Here is a 17403-nt window from a genome sequence, read left to right on the forward strand (position 1 = left end):
CTACGACTAGAGTAACAAAATCCGGGAGGTGCAAACAATCAGGAGGAGGACACGATGACTGTTCAAGAGCAGAAGCAGCTCGTTCGAGAGTCCGAGCTCGAGGCATGGAATGACGGAAACGTCGACGTCTTCGATGCGATATACACGGACGAATACATTATGCACACCCCGATGGGCGATCGCGATTTGGCAGGGGTGAAAGAGATGGTTGAGGCAGTGCGATCGGGAACCTCTCAGTTCGAGTTCGAAGTGGATGACCTCATTGGGGAAGACGACCGGGTTGTACTCCGGTACACGCTGAGCGGGCGAAACACCGGTCCGTCGTTTCTCACGGACGAGCCGACGGGGAAATCGTGGGAAGGTTCGGGGATCTCCATTTATCGCTTCGAGGATGGAAAGGTTGCAGAACAGTGGGACCGTTTTGACTACCTCGGCGTGATGCAACAGCTCGGACTCATCCCAGCTGCGGCGAACGAGGCGACCGTGTGAACCGACACAGGAGCAATCTAGCGGGCCTGTTGACGCTGTCCAATAATAACTGCCGTGAGGGGCATCAAGAGCGGTATATAGTGACCAACTTCGGTTCGTTTCATCAGTGAGTTGGCGAATCCACCGATAGGAAGGTGCTGCGAATCAATCAGTGATATTGGTCGCAGGTTCAGAAAACGGGTGCCAACTCGGTTCGTTGGGTCGCATCACAGACGCGAATGTTCCCGTCGGACCTGACGAACACGTTCTACGTCTCCACTTGGAAACAAACGACGGCGGTGTCCAACGTGTCTTTATTTTCCCGGTCCAACATCGCGTCGAGTGCGTCCGGGTCGGTATACTCGTATAGTGGTGGCACGTCGATTTGATCGACACCCATAGCGTCTGCCAACGCGAGTACGACAGCCTCTGTAGCGGACAAATCATTCCCGGACCCACATATTCCATCGACGACCGTTGTGCAATTACAATGAACGACTAGGTCTTCACAGTCAGACATACCCTGACTATCCACTACCAGACGGAAAGAGTTAGTGTGAGGATGTGGGTGACACAGTTCTCTCGGTCAGATCATACCTGTTCGATCAACTCACATCGAATACCAACTCGGTAATCGAGACTCACGCTGTATCTATCAGGCGCTACAATTTTATAGAGGTATAACTCCGGAAAACGTGATAGGAAGGTGCTGCGCACCGAGCGCCGGGTGCAACTGTCGCCAGCATCGCTTGTCTCACCGGTGTATATTGTGTGAGTACACAGAAATATTGGCCACGTTCTTCGCAGATAGCTATGGAAGGGCCCGACCCTCGCATCGCCGATCACTACGATGACCTCGCCGAGTACTGGGGACACATCGCGGACTCTCCATCGAAAGCGCAGCTCCTCTGGCCATCGATCGAAGCGATGCTTCCCGATCTCACCAACCGTCGGGTTCTCGATGCTGGGTGTGGTTCGGGAGACTGTTCCGCGAAGCTTCTCGAACGTGGTGCCGATGTGATCGGTGTCGATGTCAGCGAGGAGATGGTCGCGGTGGCGAAAGAACACGTACCAGCGGCGACATTCGTGCAGGGCGACCTTGCTGACGGACTCGACTTCATTGCGGATGATAGCCTAGATGTCATCGTTTGTCAGCACGTCTTCTCTCACCTCGAAGAGTTGACCACTCCCCTTGCGGAGTTCGCCCGTATTCTGGTCGATGGGGGCGTCCTCGTTGTCTCCACACACAATCCACTCCACGATTACCTCGTCGTTCGGGATGGAGTCTATCCGACCGTCGACGACGAATCAGACACCGAATCAAGAGTTGAAACAGGGCCAAGTCCACCGAACTACCCCGAGACGGAGCGCTACGATATCATCTGGAACCCAGAGGGCGATGCCACACGCGCAACCTACTACCGCCGTTCCATCGAAGGCCTGTTTTCGCCACTGACTGATGCTGGATTCACGGTACAGGAGATGACGGAGCCGAGTCCTGATGATGGCTTCGAGCGCAACCATCCCGAGATAGCTGAAGCGTTACGGAGCGCTCCTCCTACGTCGATCTGTCTGCGAGCCACACGTTGACACAAGCGTTCTGTGTCAACTGAGACAACCCACGTCGTAGACGTAGCGTGGGAACCCGACTGGAAAATCACCAGTAAGCAGAAACTCCACGACCTCACGTACTACGACGTTCGAGACACCTCCCCACTCCCAGCCAACCTCGTGCAAGCCGCACGAAACCGCGCCGCCGAAGCAGTCAAAGGCGTCATCGAACGCTGGTCACAGGGCAAGAAAGCCTCGAAACCCCACTTCACGTCACGGTTCGCCAGCTACGACGCGAGAACCGTCACCGTCAACGACGACCACGCGACACTCGCCACCATCGACGGGCGAGTAACCGCAGAGTTTGTCCTCCCAAACGAACAGCGTGACACGCCACACGCGGCGTACCTGTTCAACAACGACTACGACGTGAACGGAGCCACGCTCCACTACGACACGGTAGAGGATTGCTTCTACCTCCATGTGCGGACAAAGCCCGCCGTGGAGAACGATGATACCGAACAAGGCGACGCCAAGCACGTCTCCGTCCTTGGTGTTGACCTCGGCATCACGAACATCGCAGTCACCTCAACCGGCACGTTCTGGAGCGGCGGCGAACTCAATCACTGGCATCGAGAATACGAGAAACGGCGTGGCGACTTGCAACAGACTGGGACTCGATGGGCACACATCAATGTCCAGCGCGTCGGTCGCAAGCAAACCGGGCGGTTCGAGCAGATGCTTCACACTATCTCGAACGAACTCGTGGAGGAAGCTCTTGAGAACGATTGCACGCACATCGTGTTCGAGCAACTCAAAGGCATCCGCGAACGCCTCCCTCACGCGAAAGCGGTACATAAGTGGGCGTTCCACCGCTTGTTCGAGTACGTCACGTACAAGGCTGAGTCGGAAGGGCTTGTAGTGAAGCAGATTACTCCGGCGTACACGAGTCAACGTTGTTCGAAGTGTGGGTTCACTCACGAGGATAATCGTCCACAAGACAACGGTCAGGACGAGTTCGAGTGTCTGAAGTGCGGGTACGATGTTCACGCGGATTACAACGCGGCGAAGAATATCGGCCTGAAGTATCTCCGCGACCAGCAAAAGTCTGGGCGTGGAGGCGCACCCGTAGGCGTGCGCTTGAACAGCGGGACGTTGAACGTGAACGGCGAGTATTCGCCTACCGCTCTCAGCGGTTAGAACGGGAGTCCACGCTGAATGCCACGCCCTTCAGGGCGTGGTAGCTTACTTCCAGGCGTGAGTCGCGTGACCGACTTGTGTTTTGTTCTGATTTCACCACAGGTCGAGAACCGCTGGCTCTTCCTTGTACCGACGGGAGAGCGCTGCCGCCCACGCACGGACCTCAGGATCGTCGGTGATGGCGATAGATTCCCCGAGTCGAAGAGAGGCTCTCGTCGGTTAGGGGAATCGGCCTCCACTTTCGCCTCGCCTTCGCACACGTACTGATAAACACGTCAAGAGGCCAATCCAGCGAAATCAGTCCGCACAGGCCAGAACGTACCAGTACGGTCGAAAGGCGAAGGACCGTTTCCACTTTCACCGAACACGGATGGCTGAGGCCCTTATCCGTCGCCGTCGATGTCCTGTGTATGAATTGCACCGACGCACACGCCGGCGTCGAACTCCCGACCCTCGATCCGGGAATTACGCTCCTCAGTATCGACTCCGAACTCGGTATCGAGCCACTGTGTGCCGTCGTCCTCGATCACCTCCTCGAAGCGTCTGGTGAGGTAGTCTGGGTCGACGCAGGCGGGCACGTCCAGACGCGGACGCTCACACGACTTGCACCACACCCACGGTATCTCGACCGAATTACCACGGCTCGTGGGTTCACCGCCTATCAACACGCCTCGTTGCTGGATCGTCTCCCACGCATCACCTCAGATCTCATCGCAAATGGGGCGGAGCTGTCACTCGTCGTCGTCCCAGCAATGGATCTGCAATATCGTGAGGATGACGTGCCTCGCGAGCAGGCACAGGAGCTCCTTGTGCGTCGCCTCGCCACACTCGCGGGTGTCGCTCGCGAGCGGGATGTTCCAGTGCTGCTCACTCGCGCTCGCGAAGACGACCTGAGTGCGCCGCTGTCAGCTGCTGCCCACGAGACGCTCACGTGTTCGAAGACGCGATTCGGGCCGCGCTTCAGTGGGGAGGAAGCCGACGACGAGACGCTCGTGTATCACACCGGCGACGGGTGGATGCAGACCACGCTCGCGTTCTGGCGGGAGATCCTCGAACACCGGGCCCGAGCAGTGGGCGGCGTCATTGATGAGTCGGATGCTGGAGCCACCCCTGCGCCTGAGTCCGGGCCATCAGCGCCTGCCACGCCGGAGGGGTGGTAAGTATGGGACGGACGAACCCGACGTTCCGAGACCTCCTCTCGCGAATGGAAGACGAGTGGAGTGACTTCCGGCGGGCGCTGCGTCGTCGCCACCAGCCACTGTTCGACCGGTTGTTCACCTACGCTCGCGAGCACGCCGATGCTGCGAGCAACCTGAATCACCCCGACCGGCTCGCACCAGTGTTGATGAGCATCTCGATCGAGCAAGAGGCCCGCATCGACGACCTCGAAGAGCGAGTTGCGGCGCTTGAGGCCCACGTAGAAGAGGAGGAATAGCGTATGTCGGTAGCTCAATCTTGGAACTGTACGAACAGCTGTCTCTCTCGTCCCCGTCTTCTGACATACCGAGTCAAGCGGTCGGTCAGTCCCGACTACCGGTGTTCGTCTATCCATCGGCACCACTCCCGGAAGTCGTTCGCACCACATTGCTCAGCGATGCTCTGGAGGGTGCCGATACGAACGCGGTCGTGGAGTGGGACGGTGACCGTCCGCTTCTCCCCTGTAACGGGATGGGTGTACTTCAGCACTGCGTGGTCACCACGGGTTCTGTCGTGGCGATAGCCGAACTTCTGGAGGACCTTGACGATCTCCCGCCCAGAGAAGTCGCGTGTCACCACCTACGAATCCTCGAACCACGGCGCGTCCGGTTCGGGGGAATCCGTGTCGTCGGCGCGAGCCTCTTCGGTTACCGCGATCGCCTCGTCGAGATTCTGAAGGGCTTCTTGGCGGGTCTCGCCCTGACTCGCCACGCCGGTCTCTTGGTCGATGGCCGACCACCAGCTGTCGTCCTCTTCGACGAGGCGTATTTCGCGCCCAGTACTCATACGACGAGATAGCGTGGTATCTCTCATAAGGGTTCGGTCGGGTTGCCCGAAGCTGCGCTCTACGGCGCGTGCCTGTTCGGTTTCGCCGCCCCTCTACCGTTACGCAACCCCACCTTCGGTCCGAACTCCGTGTCCAGGTAGCTCTGTTCGATTCATTAGCCCCGTGCTGCATCCAGCCTCTCTATCTTTCTTCGAGGAGAGAATCCCGCCGTTTACCGTGGGAAAGATGTCACCTTTCTGCGTGAGTGGCGTCTACCTCCACCAATGAACGACCCGGGAGTACTTAACTGACAGATAGTACAGAACCGCCGGATACTGTTGCAGTGAGGCTTCTGTAGCGGGAGTTGTGAATTACAATCGGTACCGGACTACTTTCACTCCACACGGACGGCTGAGGCATATTCCTCACCACGTTCTGGATCCACCTGTGATGACCGAGGCGAGATTAGATATCAAGACGCCATCCGAACAAGAGCGATAGCAGATGGTACTCACAATCGACTACGATGGCACGTCGGTCGTTGAGTGGCATCTCACAGCTGACGGCGTCGATCGAAGACGAGTCAGCGACTACCGACCGACGATGTACGTTGGCGCACCCGTCTCACAGTTGTACGGCGAGCAAGGTGGTCCAACACCGAATCCACGGATGCCGCGAGCGGGTGCACTCTCGGAATCGCTCGAAGCGCTCCAGTCGTTCCTCGACGGCCACGAGGCGGTTGTTGACCTCAGCCCTGATGTGTGGCGCCAGACGTTCCGGACATCGTTTCGACCGGTGTTGCGAGTCGAGTGTCGCCGGATTCAGGACGTCCGCTCGGTCGCAAAGCGTATTCACCAGTTCGGCGACCCCGATGAGCACACCTGTTACAACGTTGATCTCACACGCCAACTTCGCTACACCCTCGAAACCGACTGTGACCCGAGTCCGGACACCTCGATTCGCGAGCTTCGGACGATGCGACTCGAGTTCCCGGCTCACGAATCGGAGCTGTCCGCCCTCTCGAAGCTCCGGGTCAACGGGGAGCCAGTTGGAGCGTCGCCCCGAGCGGTTGCAGCGGCGGTCGCCGACCGCGTGGCCGATGTCGACCCAGACGTCCTCGTCGTCGACACCGCACGAGTCGTTCCCCTCCTGTTCGAAGCTGCCGAGGATTTCGACCTCCAGCCGTACGCGCTCGGCCGCGAGCCAGGGTACACCCAACTCGCGTCGGCCTCAACGTACACGAGCTACGGACAAGTGGGCCACTCACCGGCGCGGTACTCGGTTCCGGGGCGGGTGATCCTCGACCGCTCGAACACGTTCTTCTACAGTGAGGCGGGGCTGGCGGGCTGTCTCGATCTCGTCGAGCGCGCTGGCCTCCCACTGCAAGAACTCGGCTGGGCGTCAATCGGCCGGGTGCTGACCGCGATGCAGATTCGAGAGGCTCGACGCCGGGGTGTGCTCGTGCCGTGGCGGGCGTGGCGCCCGGAGTTCTTCCGCTCGGCGGCAACGCTCGATACAGCCGACCGGGGTGGGACAACGCTCGCGCCCGACGTCGGCGTTCACGAGGAAGTACACGAACTCGACTTCTCGTCAATGTACCCGAACATCATCCGCACGCGCAACATCTCCCCCGAGACGGTGCGGTGTGGCTGTTGTGACAACGATGCGGTTCCAACCGTGGGGTATTCGATCTGTGAGCAGGATGGCTACCTCCCCGACGTCCTCGGGCCACTGATTGACGGGCGCAGTGAGATTAAACAGCAGATTCGCGAGACGGACGACCCCGAAGCGATCGCGAGACTGGAGTCACGCTCGTCGGCGATCAAGTGGATCCTCGTCTCGTGTTTCGGGTATCAGGGCTTCTCGAACGCGAAGTTTGGCCGGATCGAATGTCACGAGTCGATCAACGCGTTCGCTCGTGAGATCCTCCTCGATGCGAAAGCTGCACTCGAAGCCGGCGGGTGGCGCGTGCTTCACGGAATCGTCGATTCCATTTGGGTGACGCCAGCGCCCGATGTGCCCGAATCACAGCGCCGTCCGTTGGACGCGATTGCAGAGGAAGTGAGCGAAGCTGTGGGTATTGAGTTGGAGTATGAGGGTGCCTTCGACTGGGTTGCCTTTTGTCCGCGTCGTGGTGGGGATGGTGGGGCGCTGACGCGGTATTTCGGACGCCGGCGAGGCGTCGAGTATCCAGACGAGGGCCTCGGTGACGCGGTGAAGACGCGAGGGATCGAGTGCCGGCAGGACGATACGCCTGAATGGATCAACCGACTGCAAGCGACGCTGATCCGAACCCTCGATGAGACACACGACCCTGAAGCCGTGTGTGGCGTGCTTCGCGAATGTGTCACGCGGTTGGAAGAGGGTGAAGTTGACCCCGAGGAGTTACTGATCGAACAACGTGTCTCGAAGCGAGTAGAGCAGTACTCTCACGAGACAGTGACCGTTGCCGCACTCAAGCGAGCGGAGTGGAAAGACTGTGCGTTAGCACCCGGCCAGCGAGTACGGTATCTGGTGACGGATGATGACGCCCGTGGGCTCGGGCGGGTACGGCTGGATCACGAGCCACTTCGCTCGTATGATGCGGGCTGGTATCGAGCCCAGGCGATACGGGCCGCTGAGAGTGTGCTGTCGGCGCTCGGGTGGGATCGAGAACGAATTGCGGAGTCACTATCGGCGACGTCAGCGCCGACGATTGGACAGTTCCACTCCTCATCAACGAACTGAGCGGCGTCCGAGTGATAGCTCCGCAGCCGAGAACCACGACCAATGAGAACGCACAAGCGGTTCTGGGAAAGCCCCGAATACTCACAGGTCTTTAATAGTGCCACGAGTCCCGAACGGTCGGCTCCGTACTACGCCGACGTTCAACTGGCGACCGCAACGCCGGTGACCTCGAAGCGGGCACCACCGGTTGGACTCTCAGTCACTTGGATGTCCCAGCCGTGGCTCTCGACGACGCGTTCGACGATCGCCAACCCGAGCCCAGTTCCGTGCGTCGATGTCGAATAACCAGTGTCGAATACGTCCGCTCGTTCGGCTTCTGAAATTCCGGGGCCGTCGTCTTCGACGTAGAAGCCATCCTCCAGCGCGCCGACGGTAACTGCGACGCCGTCGGGGGCGTGGTCGAGCGCGTTCCTGAACAGGTTCTCCAACAGTTGGGTGAGTTGGAGTTCGTCAGCGCGGATTGTCAGGTCGACGTCGGCGTGGAGCGTGGCGCCAGGAGTCACGACGTTATGCCAGCACGACTCGATTACACGGCGGAGCTCCACCGATCGCAGTTCTGCTCCGCGGTTCTCGACCCGCGCGTTTGTCAGGAGTCCGTCGATCAGCGCCTCCATTCTATCAAGTGCGTCAGCGATTGTCGTGTAGTCGTCAGCGGGAAGTTCGTCTTCGTTTAGTTCGAGGTACCCCTGCGCGACGCCGAGAGGGTTGCGTAGGTCGTGCGAGACGACGTCCGCGAACTCGTTGAGCCGTGTGTTCGCGCGTTCGAGCTCCTGCCGGGTGCGCTTGCGGGCTGTAATATCACGCGTGTTGATCACGTAGTACCCGTCCGGCGTCGGCGTCGAGGAGGTGACAGACTCAACCCACGTGTACGACCCGTCGGCGTTCAGATGGCGGTACTCGACAGCCTCGACGGTGTACTCCTCGCTTTCGACAATACGCTCGAAGGCGGCGTACACTCGGTCGCGGTCGGCGGGGTGGAAGCACTCAATGCACGAGACGCCGACTAAGTCGGCCTGTTCAAAGCCACAGAGCCGCGCGATCGCCGGGCTTTGATAGCGGATGACTCCGTCGCGGTCGAGCAGCGAGAGCAGGTTCGTAGAATGAAGCGGGATGTCTTCGAGCGAGAGTGTCTCGCCAGGGCGGCCTTCGTCGCTCCCGTCTCCAATCATACACGACTCATCTCCCGATGGAGCTTAGCTCTTTACTCGTCGAACGCCGCGTCGAGGCCGGTGCCAGCCTCGAGATGGTCGTTGAGGCATTGTACGAATCGCGTGGCTGGGGCCCCGTCTACAACATCGTGGTCAAACGTGATGGTGAGACTCAAGAACTCTCGCGACCGGAGTTCACCGTCGATAAGTCGTGGTTTGGTTCCGATACCGCCGACAGTGAGCTGGAGGGTATAGTTCGTTGGACTGATAGCCCATCCGTTTCCGGTGCCGAACATACCAACGGATGTGACAGCGACAGTACCGGCAAGACGCTTCCACAGTGAGGGGAACAACTGCGGTAAGCGCCAGAGTTGTCTGCGGACGATTCCGGGGAGACGGTGTACAAGCCTAGCGACTCCGGTCCCCGTGCGAGCAGATGTCTCTTCTTGGACGCGTCGAATTTCGTAGTGAATTGATCGGACAGTCCGCCGATTTGCTGCCCGGATGATATGAGGGACCCCGATTCGCTCGCCGTCGATGTCGCGTTCGACGAGGACGTTTATATCCACGTCGTCGAACTCGTGGATTCGTCCCCGCCAATCGTGGTAGCGGTGGATGTGTGGTTGTTCGTCTACAGTGATAGCCAGACAGTAGATAATGAAGGCCGTAAACGAGAGGTCCACCCCAGTCTCGTCTTCGATTGTTCTGATCTGCTCTCTGGTATCGGTGACGTCAACCTCGACAAGGCCGTGGACGTTACTCCGTTTTCTAGCCATCCGCATATAATCTCCTGTCAACCGCTGTTGCGGAGACACCCGCTCAATTCCGGAGTCTCGATTGTTCATAAGAACATATCAACAGAGAGGACTAAATTCGTACGTACCAATCGGACGATCCCAAATATGAGGTATCGACCCCCCATCAGTTCCAGTGAACGACAAAACACGCCTTGTTCAACACCGGATAGCTTCACTGGAAACAGTGGGGGGTGGGGGCGAATCAGAATGAGAAGCGCACACTACCCTCAAACCAAGCCCTTCCGCTCGGCGTTCTCTCGAATCGGCTGTACCTCTAACTCCGACGCAGTCTCCTCAAACACCTGAAACACTGACTCCAGCGAAATATCCAACTCGTAGTAGTTCTTGTTGCCCCGTCCGGTCGACACATCAACCTGGCTCAAGATCCCGTTCAAGTCGAGGTTGCTCAGGTGGTCGTGAATCCGCCGCCGCTTGAGCGGATCATACCCGTTCGCCAGTGCAACCTGCTGGTACTCGTCGTGGATCACGCGGGTCCGTTCGGGACTCTCTTCGCGAGCCTCAATCGCACACATCGTCAACAGCGTGAGCTTTGCGTGTTGCGTGAGCGAGCGAATCCCCTCAAGCACTTGTTGCTGCTCCACGAGTTGGTTCGCCTCCTCAACGTGAGCTTCGTCGAGTGCGATCTCCCCGCCAGTGTTCTCGCTTGCCTCCCGCTTTGCGAGGTCTCCTGCCTTCCGGAGGATGTCGAGTGCTTGGCGGGCAGAGCCCCGATCACGGGCAGCATATGCAGCCGCCAGGCGAACTGCCGCGGTCGTCTCGACATCGTCGTGGAACGCCTGTTCAGCGCGCTTCTCTAAGATCGCGGTGAGCTGCGTTGCATCATACGGTGGGAACGTAATTTCCTCTTCACACAAGGTATCGATTACCCGTGCTCCGAGCTGATCGCGGAACGAGTAGTCGTTCGAGATACCGATGATCCCGAGTTTCGCATCGAGGTCGTAGGTCTTGCGGGCTCGCGGCAGCTCGTAGAGAATATCGTCGTCTGAGCCGATGTGGTCGATCTCGTCAAGGACGATGGCGATCGTCCCACCAACCGATTCGAGGTCCTTCCGGAGTTCGCGCATCAACCGCTTTTGCGGATAGCCTGTCTCGGGGATCGGTTCGCGATCTACTTCGACACTCGTGAGTTGGTGGTCGGGATTTCGGAACTCGTTCACGAGATTGGAAGCAACTTGATACGACGACGTGAGCCCTGTACAGTTGAGTTCAACAAGTTGGACGTCGATGTCATCGTATGCCTGTGCGTCCTGACGAAGTTCAGTCAGGAGTTGATGGGTCGCAGCCGTCTTCCCGACGCCTGTGGGACCGTACAGAAAGATGTTGTCGGGTTGATTGCCGTCGATAATCGGCTGGAGTGCGGTCGCATACTCGTCGAGCTTCTCCCCCCGCTCTTCGAGACTCTCCGGTTGATAGTCTTCCCGGAGGACATCGCGAGTTCGAAAGACATGAGATTCACGGCGAAACCGGCCCATGTACTGCGATTAGGTGGTGGAGTGATAACCCCCTCGAACCAGTATTGCCAGTATTGCCAGTTGGCGGTCTCTCTCCCCCCTCCATTGCCAGTTACGTTGTCCGATCGACCCTCTAGACTAGTAGAGAACACACCCCCGTTGCCAGTTTCTGATCCCAGCGCAGTATGGTGATTGTTGGAGGACACCCCCAGTGCCAGTTACTCCAATAGTGGATTACAGTTGATTCACTAGACAGTATTGATGAATCCCGTCGGGTGTTGTGATGTCGGGTGATAGTCTCGACCGAGAAAACTGGCAATGGGGGTGTGGGGGAGGAACGAATCCACCAGCAGACGCAGACCATCATTCTGTGGTGAAACTGGCAATGGGGGTGTGTCAGTCGAGAACAGGGGTGGACGATCGAATCGACGCTCCAGCGAGCTTTCTACTGAATCACATCGAGGAGCGACCCTGCCGTCGCACTGATCCGGTCGAACCGCTCGCGAATCACCTCCGTCTCCTCACCTGTCCACGAAGCCAAGTAAAACGCCGACCCGCTCGCATCCAACCCGCACGCCCGAGCGACCACGTACGCCACTCCTTCTGCCTCCACTTCCCGCTTCGCTCGCTCAACCTCGCTAGTCACCCCAACGTGCAACCGTGCGTGAGCGTATTCGTGTACGAGTGTTCTGGCGAGGTCTGCACGATTCTCCCGATCGCGAACCTCGATCTGTGGCTTCTCACCAACTCGCTCTGGCTGACGGCAGATCCCGTTCGCTCTCCCGTACTCCCACTCCTCGTCAGCGACGATATCGACCGAGGCCCCAATCTGATGAGCCACAGCACACAATCGCTCAACAAGGTCACCAGCCTCGCCGATCGCTTCGTACTCCACCTCGGGTAACTCCTCACCTTCGGTCTGCGACACGTCGAACACGGACACTGGCCGGAACCCGACCAACCCGCTTCCCCACTCAGACACAGGTGTCTCGTCGTATGCACACCCGATCTGCTCGTGGTACGACGGTGCGTTCTCACACTTCGGGCACCGCGTCGTGATGATCGGGGCCCAGATCCAGATTCCCGATTCGCCAGCCTGGACTTGCCTATCGAACTCTTCTTGCCACGTTCGGTACCCGGCGACCATCGTCGCACCCGGGAACTGCTGGTGGATGAGCATCGAATTCCGCGCTGAGTAGTCGTGGAACCGGCTTTGGACGTCGAGCCACGCTTGGAACTCGTCGCTTGCTCGTGCCGCGTCGGTCGCGTTCACAAGGTCGTTGATCCACTCGTCGATCGTACTGTGCATCTCGTCTCGTCGGGTGTTGGTCTCGCTGAACGAGACCGAGGTATCACTCGAAGCCATTATCGAATCCGGGACACGCAGAGTCCATCTCAGAACGCGCCCCGCCCGTCGGGGCGCCCACAAACTCCCCCAGTCGCACCGAACAGCCTATACTGGTGTACAGGTAGTCAACTGACAGGTATCCGATGGCAGTCTTAGATGATCTCTCTGGATTCGAGTTCGAGGACCTGATCGAGGACGTGTTCCGGAATCTCGGCTACGAAAACGTTCACCAAGCGTCGAAGACCGCTGACGAGGGGCGAGACGTCTTGATGGAGGAGGTCGTTGACGGAACGCGCCGCGGCGTCGTCGTCGAGTGCAAGCACACCGATTCCGTCGGGCGGCCGGTCGTTCAGAAGCTGCACTCAGCGGTTGCAACGTACGACTTCGCCGGTTCAAAGCGCGGGATCGTCATCACGACCGGGCGGTTCACCAAACCTGCACGGGAGTACGTTGAGCGACTGCGAGCAAACGGTGATCCCCATCCTATCGAACTGATCGATGGGACCGAGCTCCGTGAGATCGCCGACGAAATTGGGCTTGACCTCTACAACGGTCGCATCGAGATCCTGTGCGATGAGACGCTCCGCCCGTATGATCCGGCCGCGTCGGTCGCAGCACCGGTCGAGGAAGCGTTCAGAGACATCGACAACCTCGACACAGAGACACTCCCCACGCCCCACTCACAGGTCTCGTTCCGGCCAGTAGTGACCATCACCGCCGATACGAACGCCATCTTCGAGACGTCCGTCGGCGTGATTCACCAGATCAACGACCGGACGCAGTTCGTTGCGCACGCCGACCGCGGGCACCCGTCGGTCGCTGAGGAGTCGGTCACGACGCTCGTCGCACAGAATCTCCACACGACCATCGACGTCGATGACGAACGGATCCGGAGCGCCTTCGACGAGGTCGATGAGAATCGGTTCGGGCAGACCCAAACCGAGTACAAGGAATGGGCTGTCAATCGCCTCCGTGAGCACCACACGACGACGGTGACCTACACCGGCGACAACAACGTCACGTACAACAAAGAGTGTGAGCCGAATCTCTCAGACATCTCGGTGCAGTCGATCGAACCGGTGTACCTCCCAGAGGTCCGCCACACGACACACCTGAAGGAGTACACCTACCCGTACGAGTACTACGCCGCAGGGCCCTCGCGAGTCACGACCGACGACCAGATCCACGGTTGCGTCCATTGCGACACTACTGGCCGAGACGAGTCATACACGTACTGCGCCAACTGTGGAGCGATTGCTTGCGGGAGTCACATCAGGACAGAGCGACTCGAACAAGAGCCCGTCTGCACAGGCTGTGCAGTCACCGGTCGATTCGCGCTGAAGACGAAGTACTTCTACGACGACGAGAACCTCGCGGCATTCCGCGAGGAGTACAACGAGATGGCAGTCCACCAGAAGGCGATGGAGAACACGTGGCTCGTTGGTGGCGGAGCCGTCGCGACTCTGCTCACGGTCGTTGCGATGCTGTTCGTAGTCGGCCTGTTCTAACGGCTACTCGCCGGAATCGTCGTCTGACCCAAGCCGCCGCGACATCCGGTCAAACCGGCTCTGCGCTGATTCCTTCCGTGCTGTCGTCTCCTCCTCGTCGTACACAGCGTCCACGAGTGAAGCCGACTCCACAGTCACAGTGAAGACTGCATCCGCGTGGCGGCCGTCATCCGGCAGCTCAGTGCGGTCGACGACCAACTGTCGGAGGTCGTCAGCTGTCGACACCTCCAGCACTACAAGATCATCTTCGAAGCGATCCACCACAGCCGTGTACTCCCCATCGGGAAGCTGGTCTCTGTCGTCCATTAGTTGTAATCCTCCTGAATCACAACCGTCCCGTCTGCAGTGCGAACGGTCACTGTATCGCCACCATTGTTCCAGACTGGTGCAGCTGCACCCCAGTACAGGTCTGTCTCAGTATCAGTCCCACTCCCTGTGTGTAGCGTGACCTGCCCACCGGGGGCAAGTGTCGTTCCCTCCGGAACAGTGTACACGTGATCCGCGGCGTCGGCAACTGTCCACCCAGAGAGGTCGAGTTCGCTGTCGCCGGTGTTTTCGAACACGAGGTACTCATCGTTGAGATTCTCGCTCTCCGTGCCTGCGGCGTCCGCGTGAATTTCGACAAGTGCGAGTGCTCCTGGATCGGAGCCCCCATCAGGGATTGCTGTCTGTGTGGGCGTTGGTGTCGCAGTCGCTGTTTCGGTTCCAGTCGCCGTCTGTTCTTCCACGCCATCTGGAGTGATCACTGCCCGTTCCTCAACAGGCATCGTACTCCCCGGCTCGACGGGGTCGCCCTCGCGGATGGCAAGCGGGTCGGTCGGCGCCGCCGCCTGTGTCCGGACGCTCACTGTCGAGCCGTCGCTCACCATCACGACGGATCCGTGCGTGGCGGTCCAGTAGGTTGGAATCGACCGCTCGCCAAAGCGTTCGAGCACCTCCTCGTGCGGGTGGCCGTACTGCGAGTCGTACGCACTCGAGATGACCGCAACCTCCGGTGACACGAGGTCGAGCAACTCGGCGCTGGAACTGCTGTCGCTGCCGTGGTGGCCCGCCTTGTAGATGGTCGCATCGAGTGTCTCGCCGTACTCGTCGACGAGGTACGCTTCCTGTTTCTCCTCCGAGTCGCCCGTGTGGAGGAGGCTCGTCTGTCCGAACGTGAAGTGGAGGACGATCCCGTTCTCGTTTCGGGAGTCAGTATCGAGATACGGGTCCGGCGGTCCGAGGACCCGCGTCTCAACGTCCTCGAACGGGAGGGTATCTCCTTCACGGACTTCGAAGAGGTCGACGTTGTACTCCTCGACGGCGTCGAGATACCGCTCGTACGTCTGCGTGCTCGCGGCGATACCGGGGTCGTATATCGCGCCGATGCCGTCCGCCTCCGTCTCGTAGTACTCGATGACGGCCGCGTTCCCTCCGATGTGGTCGGCGTCGTTGTGCGTGACGACCAGGTGGTCGATGCGATCGATGCCGTTCTGCTGGAGGTACTCGAGGGTGTACTCCCCATCGTTGCGGAAGTCGCCCGTGTCGATCAGCATCGTCTCACCCGCCGGCCCGATGATCAGCGTACTCGCGGATTGGCCGACATTAATGAAGTGGATCTGAAGTGACCCATCGGGTGTGGCCGCTGCAGTCGTTGTCGATGTTTCTGTCGCTGAGACGTCCGGTGCACCTGTGTTGTCAACGCTGCCCGCCATTCCCCCCGTACAGCCCGCAAGGAGCACGACGGCCGCGATGATAAGTGTCGTGTGCCAGCTCATTGCTCGTCTGTTCAGCGAGCAGAGACATAGGTGTAGCAGCCTGAGACCAAATCCTATGAAAATTCGCAGTCAGTGAGATTAATCCTAACAGTGGTCATCAATCCACTCACAGAACGAGTGAAACTCTTCTGCACCACACTGCTCTGCGATGCTCGCAAGAGTCCCACGGGGAATCTCCCCGTGAAGAGGGACAGTCGCTTGTCGAACCTCGCCAGTGTCCGGGTTGACGTACTCCAGCGTGAGATGACTCCCAGTTCGTGACTTCGGTTCGTATCCGAATTTCATCAGCACCTTCGCGACTTCTCGACCTGTGAACGTCGTCCGACTCACGTTACTCGTCCCACGGGGGACGGCCCGCACTCCCGGCTTCGTCCCCATCGAGACCCAACTCTGCAGCCAGTTCGTCTTTGTCGACAGACTTGCTCTTCCCGTGGTAAGCATCAAGTGCGTCTGCAAGCATCCGCAGAGCCTCTGCGCGGTCGTCGCCGAAAGAAGCGACACCCGTCTCGATGTCTTTTGCCGTGACTCGTCCATCCTCCTCATAGACGAACTCAACGCCGCCATTACCGTTGTCACGAGTCGTGCTGGCCATCTCTATGAAAAAGAGTCGGTGTCTATGGATAAGCGTTCGGACGATCTCACGTTGATTGAGGATTTCAACAGAGCCCGATAAAACAAACCTCACTGAGGGCTTCGATGCCGTCCCGTTTCCAGCGGGGAGGGGTCGCGAAACCGAGAGAGGATGACATCCAGGTCACGACCCGTCTCGTGCTTTTTGTGACACCTACTAAACGTGTTGATATGGCCACAACAAAACCAGCAGATGTTGCTGGATGATAATAGGCCAGCGGCTGTATGTCAGAATCGCTACTCTGGGACCGCTGGCCTGTTGTCCATCTGGTCGCCTGGCTACTTCGGTAGCTAAGGTGTTCTCAACACCAGACCTTGTTACAATCCCAGTAGACTGGCATTTCGTTGACCCACACCAATTTTATGTGAAATCAATAACAACTCAGACGTGGATCATAGCTTACACTGTGTACCCCACCCCGCACAACGAGATCAACTATGTCACAAACGCACGAATCAGCGACCCTCGATTCGATGTTCGATGCCCTCTGTCATCCATACCGAAGACGTGTGTTGCTCGAACTCCTCAAGCAGGATCAAGTCAAAACACCCGAGTTCATCCACGAGACGGTGGACGCTGTCAGCCTAGAGAGCACAACTCCAGAACGGCTGAAAGTGGATCTCCACCACGTTCACCTACCAAAATTGGCTTCGAAGGGGTATATTGACTGGACTCCCGAGACGAAGCTCGTTCAACGAGGGCCGAATCTCGACGAGATCACGCCCCTCATCAAGTTGATCGATTCGCACGCCGACAAGCTACCTGCGGATTGGCCGTAGCAGCGTATCGAAGCAACGCGTGCGAACTACTGCACCTCGTTTTATTCGACACGG

At 58.8% G+C, this 17403-nt stretch carries 18 protein-coding genes and 1 pseudogene; 8 read left to right on the top strand and 11 right to left on the bottom strand.

From position 1 onward, the window contains the following. Window positions 1-54 precede the first annotated feature (54 nt). Window positions 55-489, top strand: coding sequence for an ester cyclase (locus tag P0D77_RS00105; protein ID WP_277554069.1), 435 nt, complete (start codon window positions 55-57; stop codon window positions 487-489). A 247-nt stretch (window positions 490-736) separates the two neighbouring features. Here the strand turns inward: P0D77_RS00105 and P0D77_RS17650 are convergent, their stop codons facing one another. Continuing rightward, the gene (locus P0D77_RS17650; protein WP_349770078.1) at window positions 737-988 is read right to left on the bottom strand and encodes a HalOD1 output domain-containing protein; all 252 of its coding nucleotides are present in this window, start codon (window positions 986-988) and stop codon (window positions 737-739) included. Between the two features lie 293 nt (window positions 989-1281). On the opposite strand from P0D77_RS17650, the gene P0D77_RS00110 reads away from it, so the two are divergent. The 4 genes and pseudogenes from P0D77_RS00110 (at window position 1282) to P0D77_RS00125 (ending at window position 4654) form a co-directional block, all read left to right on the top strand. Then, window positions 1282-2058: a class I SAM-dependent methyltransferase gene (locus P0D77_RS00110; protein ID WP_277554070.1), complete on the top strand. Its 777-nt coding sequence runs from the start codon at window positions 1282-1284 to the stop codon at window positions 2056-2058. Window positions 2059-2088: 30 nt separating this feature from the next. Next, window positions 2089-3219: pseudogene (locus P0D77_RS00115) on the top strand (RNA-guided endonuclease InsQ/TnpB family protein); the annotation flags it as partial. A 410-nt stretch (window positions 3220-3629) separates the two neighbouring features. Then, complete coding sequence (locus P0D77_RS00120) at window positions 3630-4379, top strand: P-loop NTPase family protein (RefSeq protein WP_277554071.1); 750 nt, start codon at window positions 3630-3632, stop codon at window positions 4377-4379. 2 nt (window positions 4380-4381) lie between these two features. Then, window positions 4382-4654, top strand: a complete 273-nt coding sequence (locus P0D77_RS00125; RefSeq protein ID WP_277554072.1) for a DUF8156 family protein — start codon at window positions 4382-4384, stop codon at window positions 4652-4654. A 95-nt stretch (window positions 4655-4749) separates the two neighbouring features. Here P0D77_RS00125 and P0D77_RS00130 read toward each other — a convergent pair whose 3' ends face one another. Both P0D77_RS00130 and P0D77_RS00135 read right to left on the bottom strand, forming a co-directional pair. Then, window positions 4750-4995, bottom strand: a complete 246-nt coding sequence (locus P0D77_RS00130; protein WP_277554073.1) for a type II toxin-antitoxin system HicA family toxin — start codon at window positions 4993-4995, stop codon at window positions 4750-4752. Further along, the gene (locus tag P0D77_RS00135) at window positions 4996-5202 is read right to left on the bottom strand and encodes a type II toxin-antitoxin system HicB family antitoxin (RefSeq protein ID WP_277554074.1); all 207 of its coding nucleotides are present in this window, start codon (window positions 5200-5202) and stop codon (window positions 4996-4998) included. 484 nt (window positions 5203-5686) lie between these two features. Between P0D77_RS00135 and P0D77_RS00140 the strand changes: the two genes are divergently transcribed. Beyond that, on the top strand, window positions 5687-7909 hold the full coding sequence (locus tag P0D77_RS00140; protein WP_277554075.1) for a type B DNA-directed DNA polymerase: 2223 nt from the start codon (window positions 5687-5689) through the stop codon (window positions 7907-7909). 140 nt (window positions 7910-8049) lie between these two features. On the opposite strand, the gene P0D77_RS00145 is transcribed toward P0D77_RS00140, so the two are convergent. From P0D77_RS00145 to P0D77_RS00160, 4 genes are all read right to left on the bottom strand, one after another. Continuing rightward, the gene (locus P0D77_RS00145) at window positions 8050-9078 is read right to left on the bottom strand and encodes a PAS domain-containing sensor histidine kinase (protein WP_277554079.1); all 1029 of its coding nucleotides are present in this window, start codon (window positions 9076-9078) and stop codon (window positions 8050-8052) included. 32 nt (window positions 9079-9110) lie between these two features. Next, on the bottom strand, window positions 9111-9902 hold the full coding sequence (locus P0D77_RS00150) for a 2-oxo acid dehydrogenase subunit E2 (RefSeq protein WP_277554081.1): 792 nt from the start codon (window positions 9900-9902) through the stop codon (window positions 9111-9113). 179 nt (window positions 9903-10081) lie between these two features. Next, the gene (locus tag P0D77_RS00155) at window positions 10082-11347 is read right to left on the bottom strand and encodes an orc1/cdc6 family replication initiation protein (protein WP_277554082.1); all 1266 of its coding nucleotides are present in this window, start codon (window positions 11345-11347) and stop codon (window positions 10082-10084) included. Between the two features lie 424 nt (window positions 11348-11771). Then, complete coding sequence (locus P0D77_RS00160; protein ID WP_277555822.1) at window positions 11772-12695, bottom strand: DUF955 domain-containing protein; 924 nt, start codon at window positions 12693-12695, stop codon at window positions 11772-11774. Between the two features lie 122 nt (window positions 12696-12817). Here P0D77_RS00160 and P0D77_RS00165 point away from each other — a divergent pair, with 122 nt between their 5' ends. Continuing rightward, window positions 12818-14182 (top strand): restriction endonuclease, encoded by a 1365-nt coding sequence (locus P0D77_RS00165; RefSeq protein ID WP_277554084.1) that lies wholly within the window; start codon window positions 12818-12820, stop codon window positions 14180-14182. Window positions 14183-14185: 3 nt separating this feature from the next. On the opposite strand, the gene P0D77_RS00170 is transcribed toward P0D77_RS00165, so the two are convergent. From P0D77_RS00170 to P0D77_RS00185, 4 genes are all read right to left on the bottom strand, one after another. Then, window positions 14186-14488, bottom strand: coding sequence for a DUF3006 domain-containing protein (locus P0D77_RS00170; protein ID WP_277554085.1), 303 nt, complete (start codon window positions 14486-14488; stop codon window positions 14186-14188). Then, on the bottom strand, window positions 14488-15939 hold the full coding sequence (locus P0D77_RS00175) for a lamin tail domain-containing protein (protein ID WP_277554087.1): 1452 nt from the start codon (window positions 15937-15939) through the stop codon (window positions 14488-14490). The genes P0D77_RS00170 and P0D77_RS00175 overlap by 1 nt, the downstream gene beginning before the upstream one ends. Window positions 15940-16023: 84 nt before the next feature. Further along, entirely contained in the window at window positions 16024-16269 is a 246-nt protein-coding gene (locus P0D77_RS00180; protein WP_277554088.1) for a type II toxin-antitoxin system HicA family toxin, read from the bottom strand. 1 nt (window position 16270) lies between these two features. Continuing rightward, window positions 16271-16531, bottom strand: coding sequence for a type II toxin-antitoxin system HicB family antitoxin (locus P0D77_RS00185; RefSeq protein WP_277554090.1), 261 nt, complete (start codon window positions 16529-16531; stop codon window positions 16271-16273). 476 nt (window positions 16532-17007) lie between these two features. Here P0D77_RS00185 and P0D77_RS00190 point away from each other — a divergent pair, with 476 nt between their 5' ends. After that, window positions 17008-17349 (top strand): DUF7344 domain-containing protein, encoded by a 342-nt coding sequence (locus P0D77_RS00190; protein WP_277554091.1) that lies wholly within the window; start codon window positions 17008-17010, stop codon window positions 17347-17349. Window positions 17350-17403: the final 54 nt, after the last annotated feature.

It is taken from the genome of Halobaculum limi, from assembly GCF_029490015.1.
Taxonomy (GTDB): Archaea; Halobacteriota; Halobacteria; order Halobacteriales; family Haloferacaceae; genus Halobaculum; species Halobaculum limi.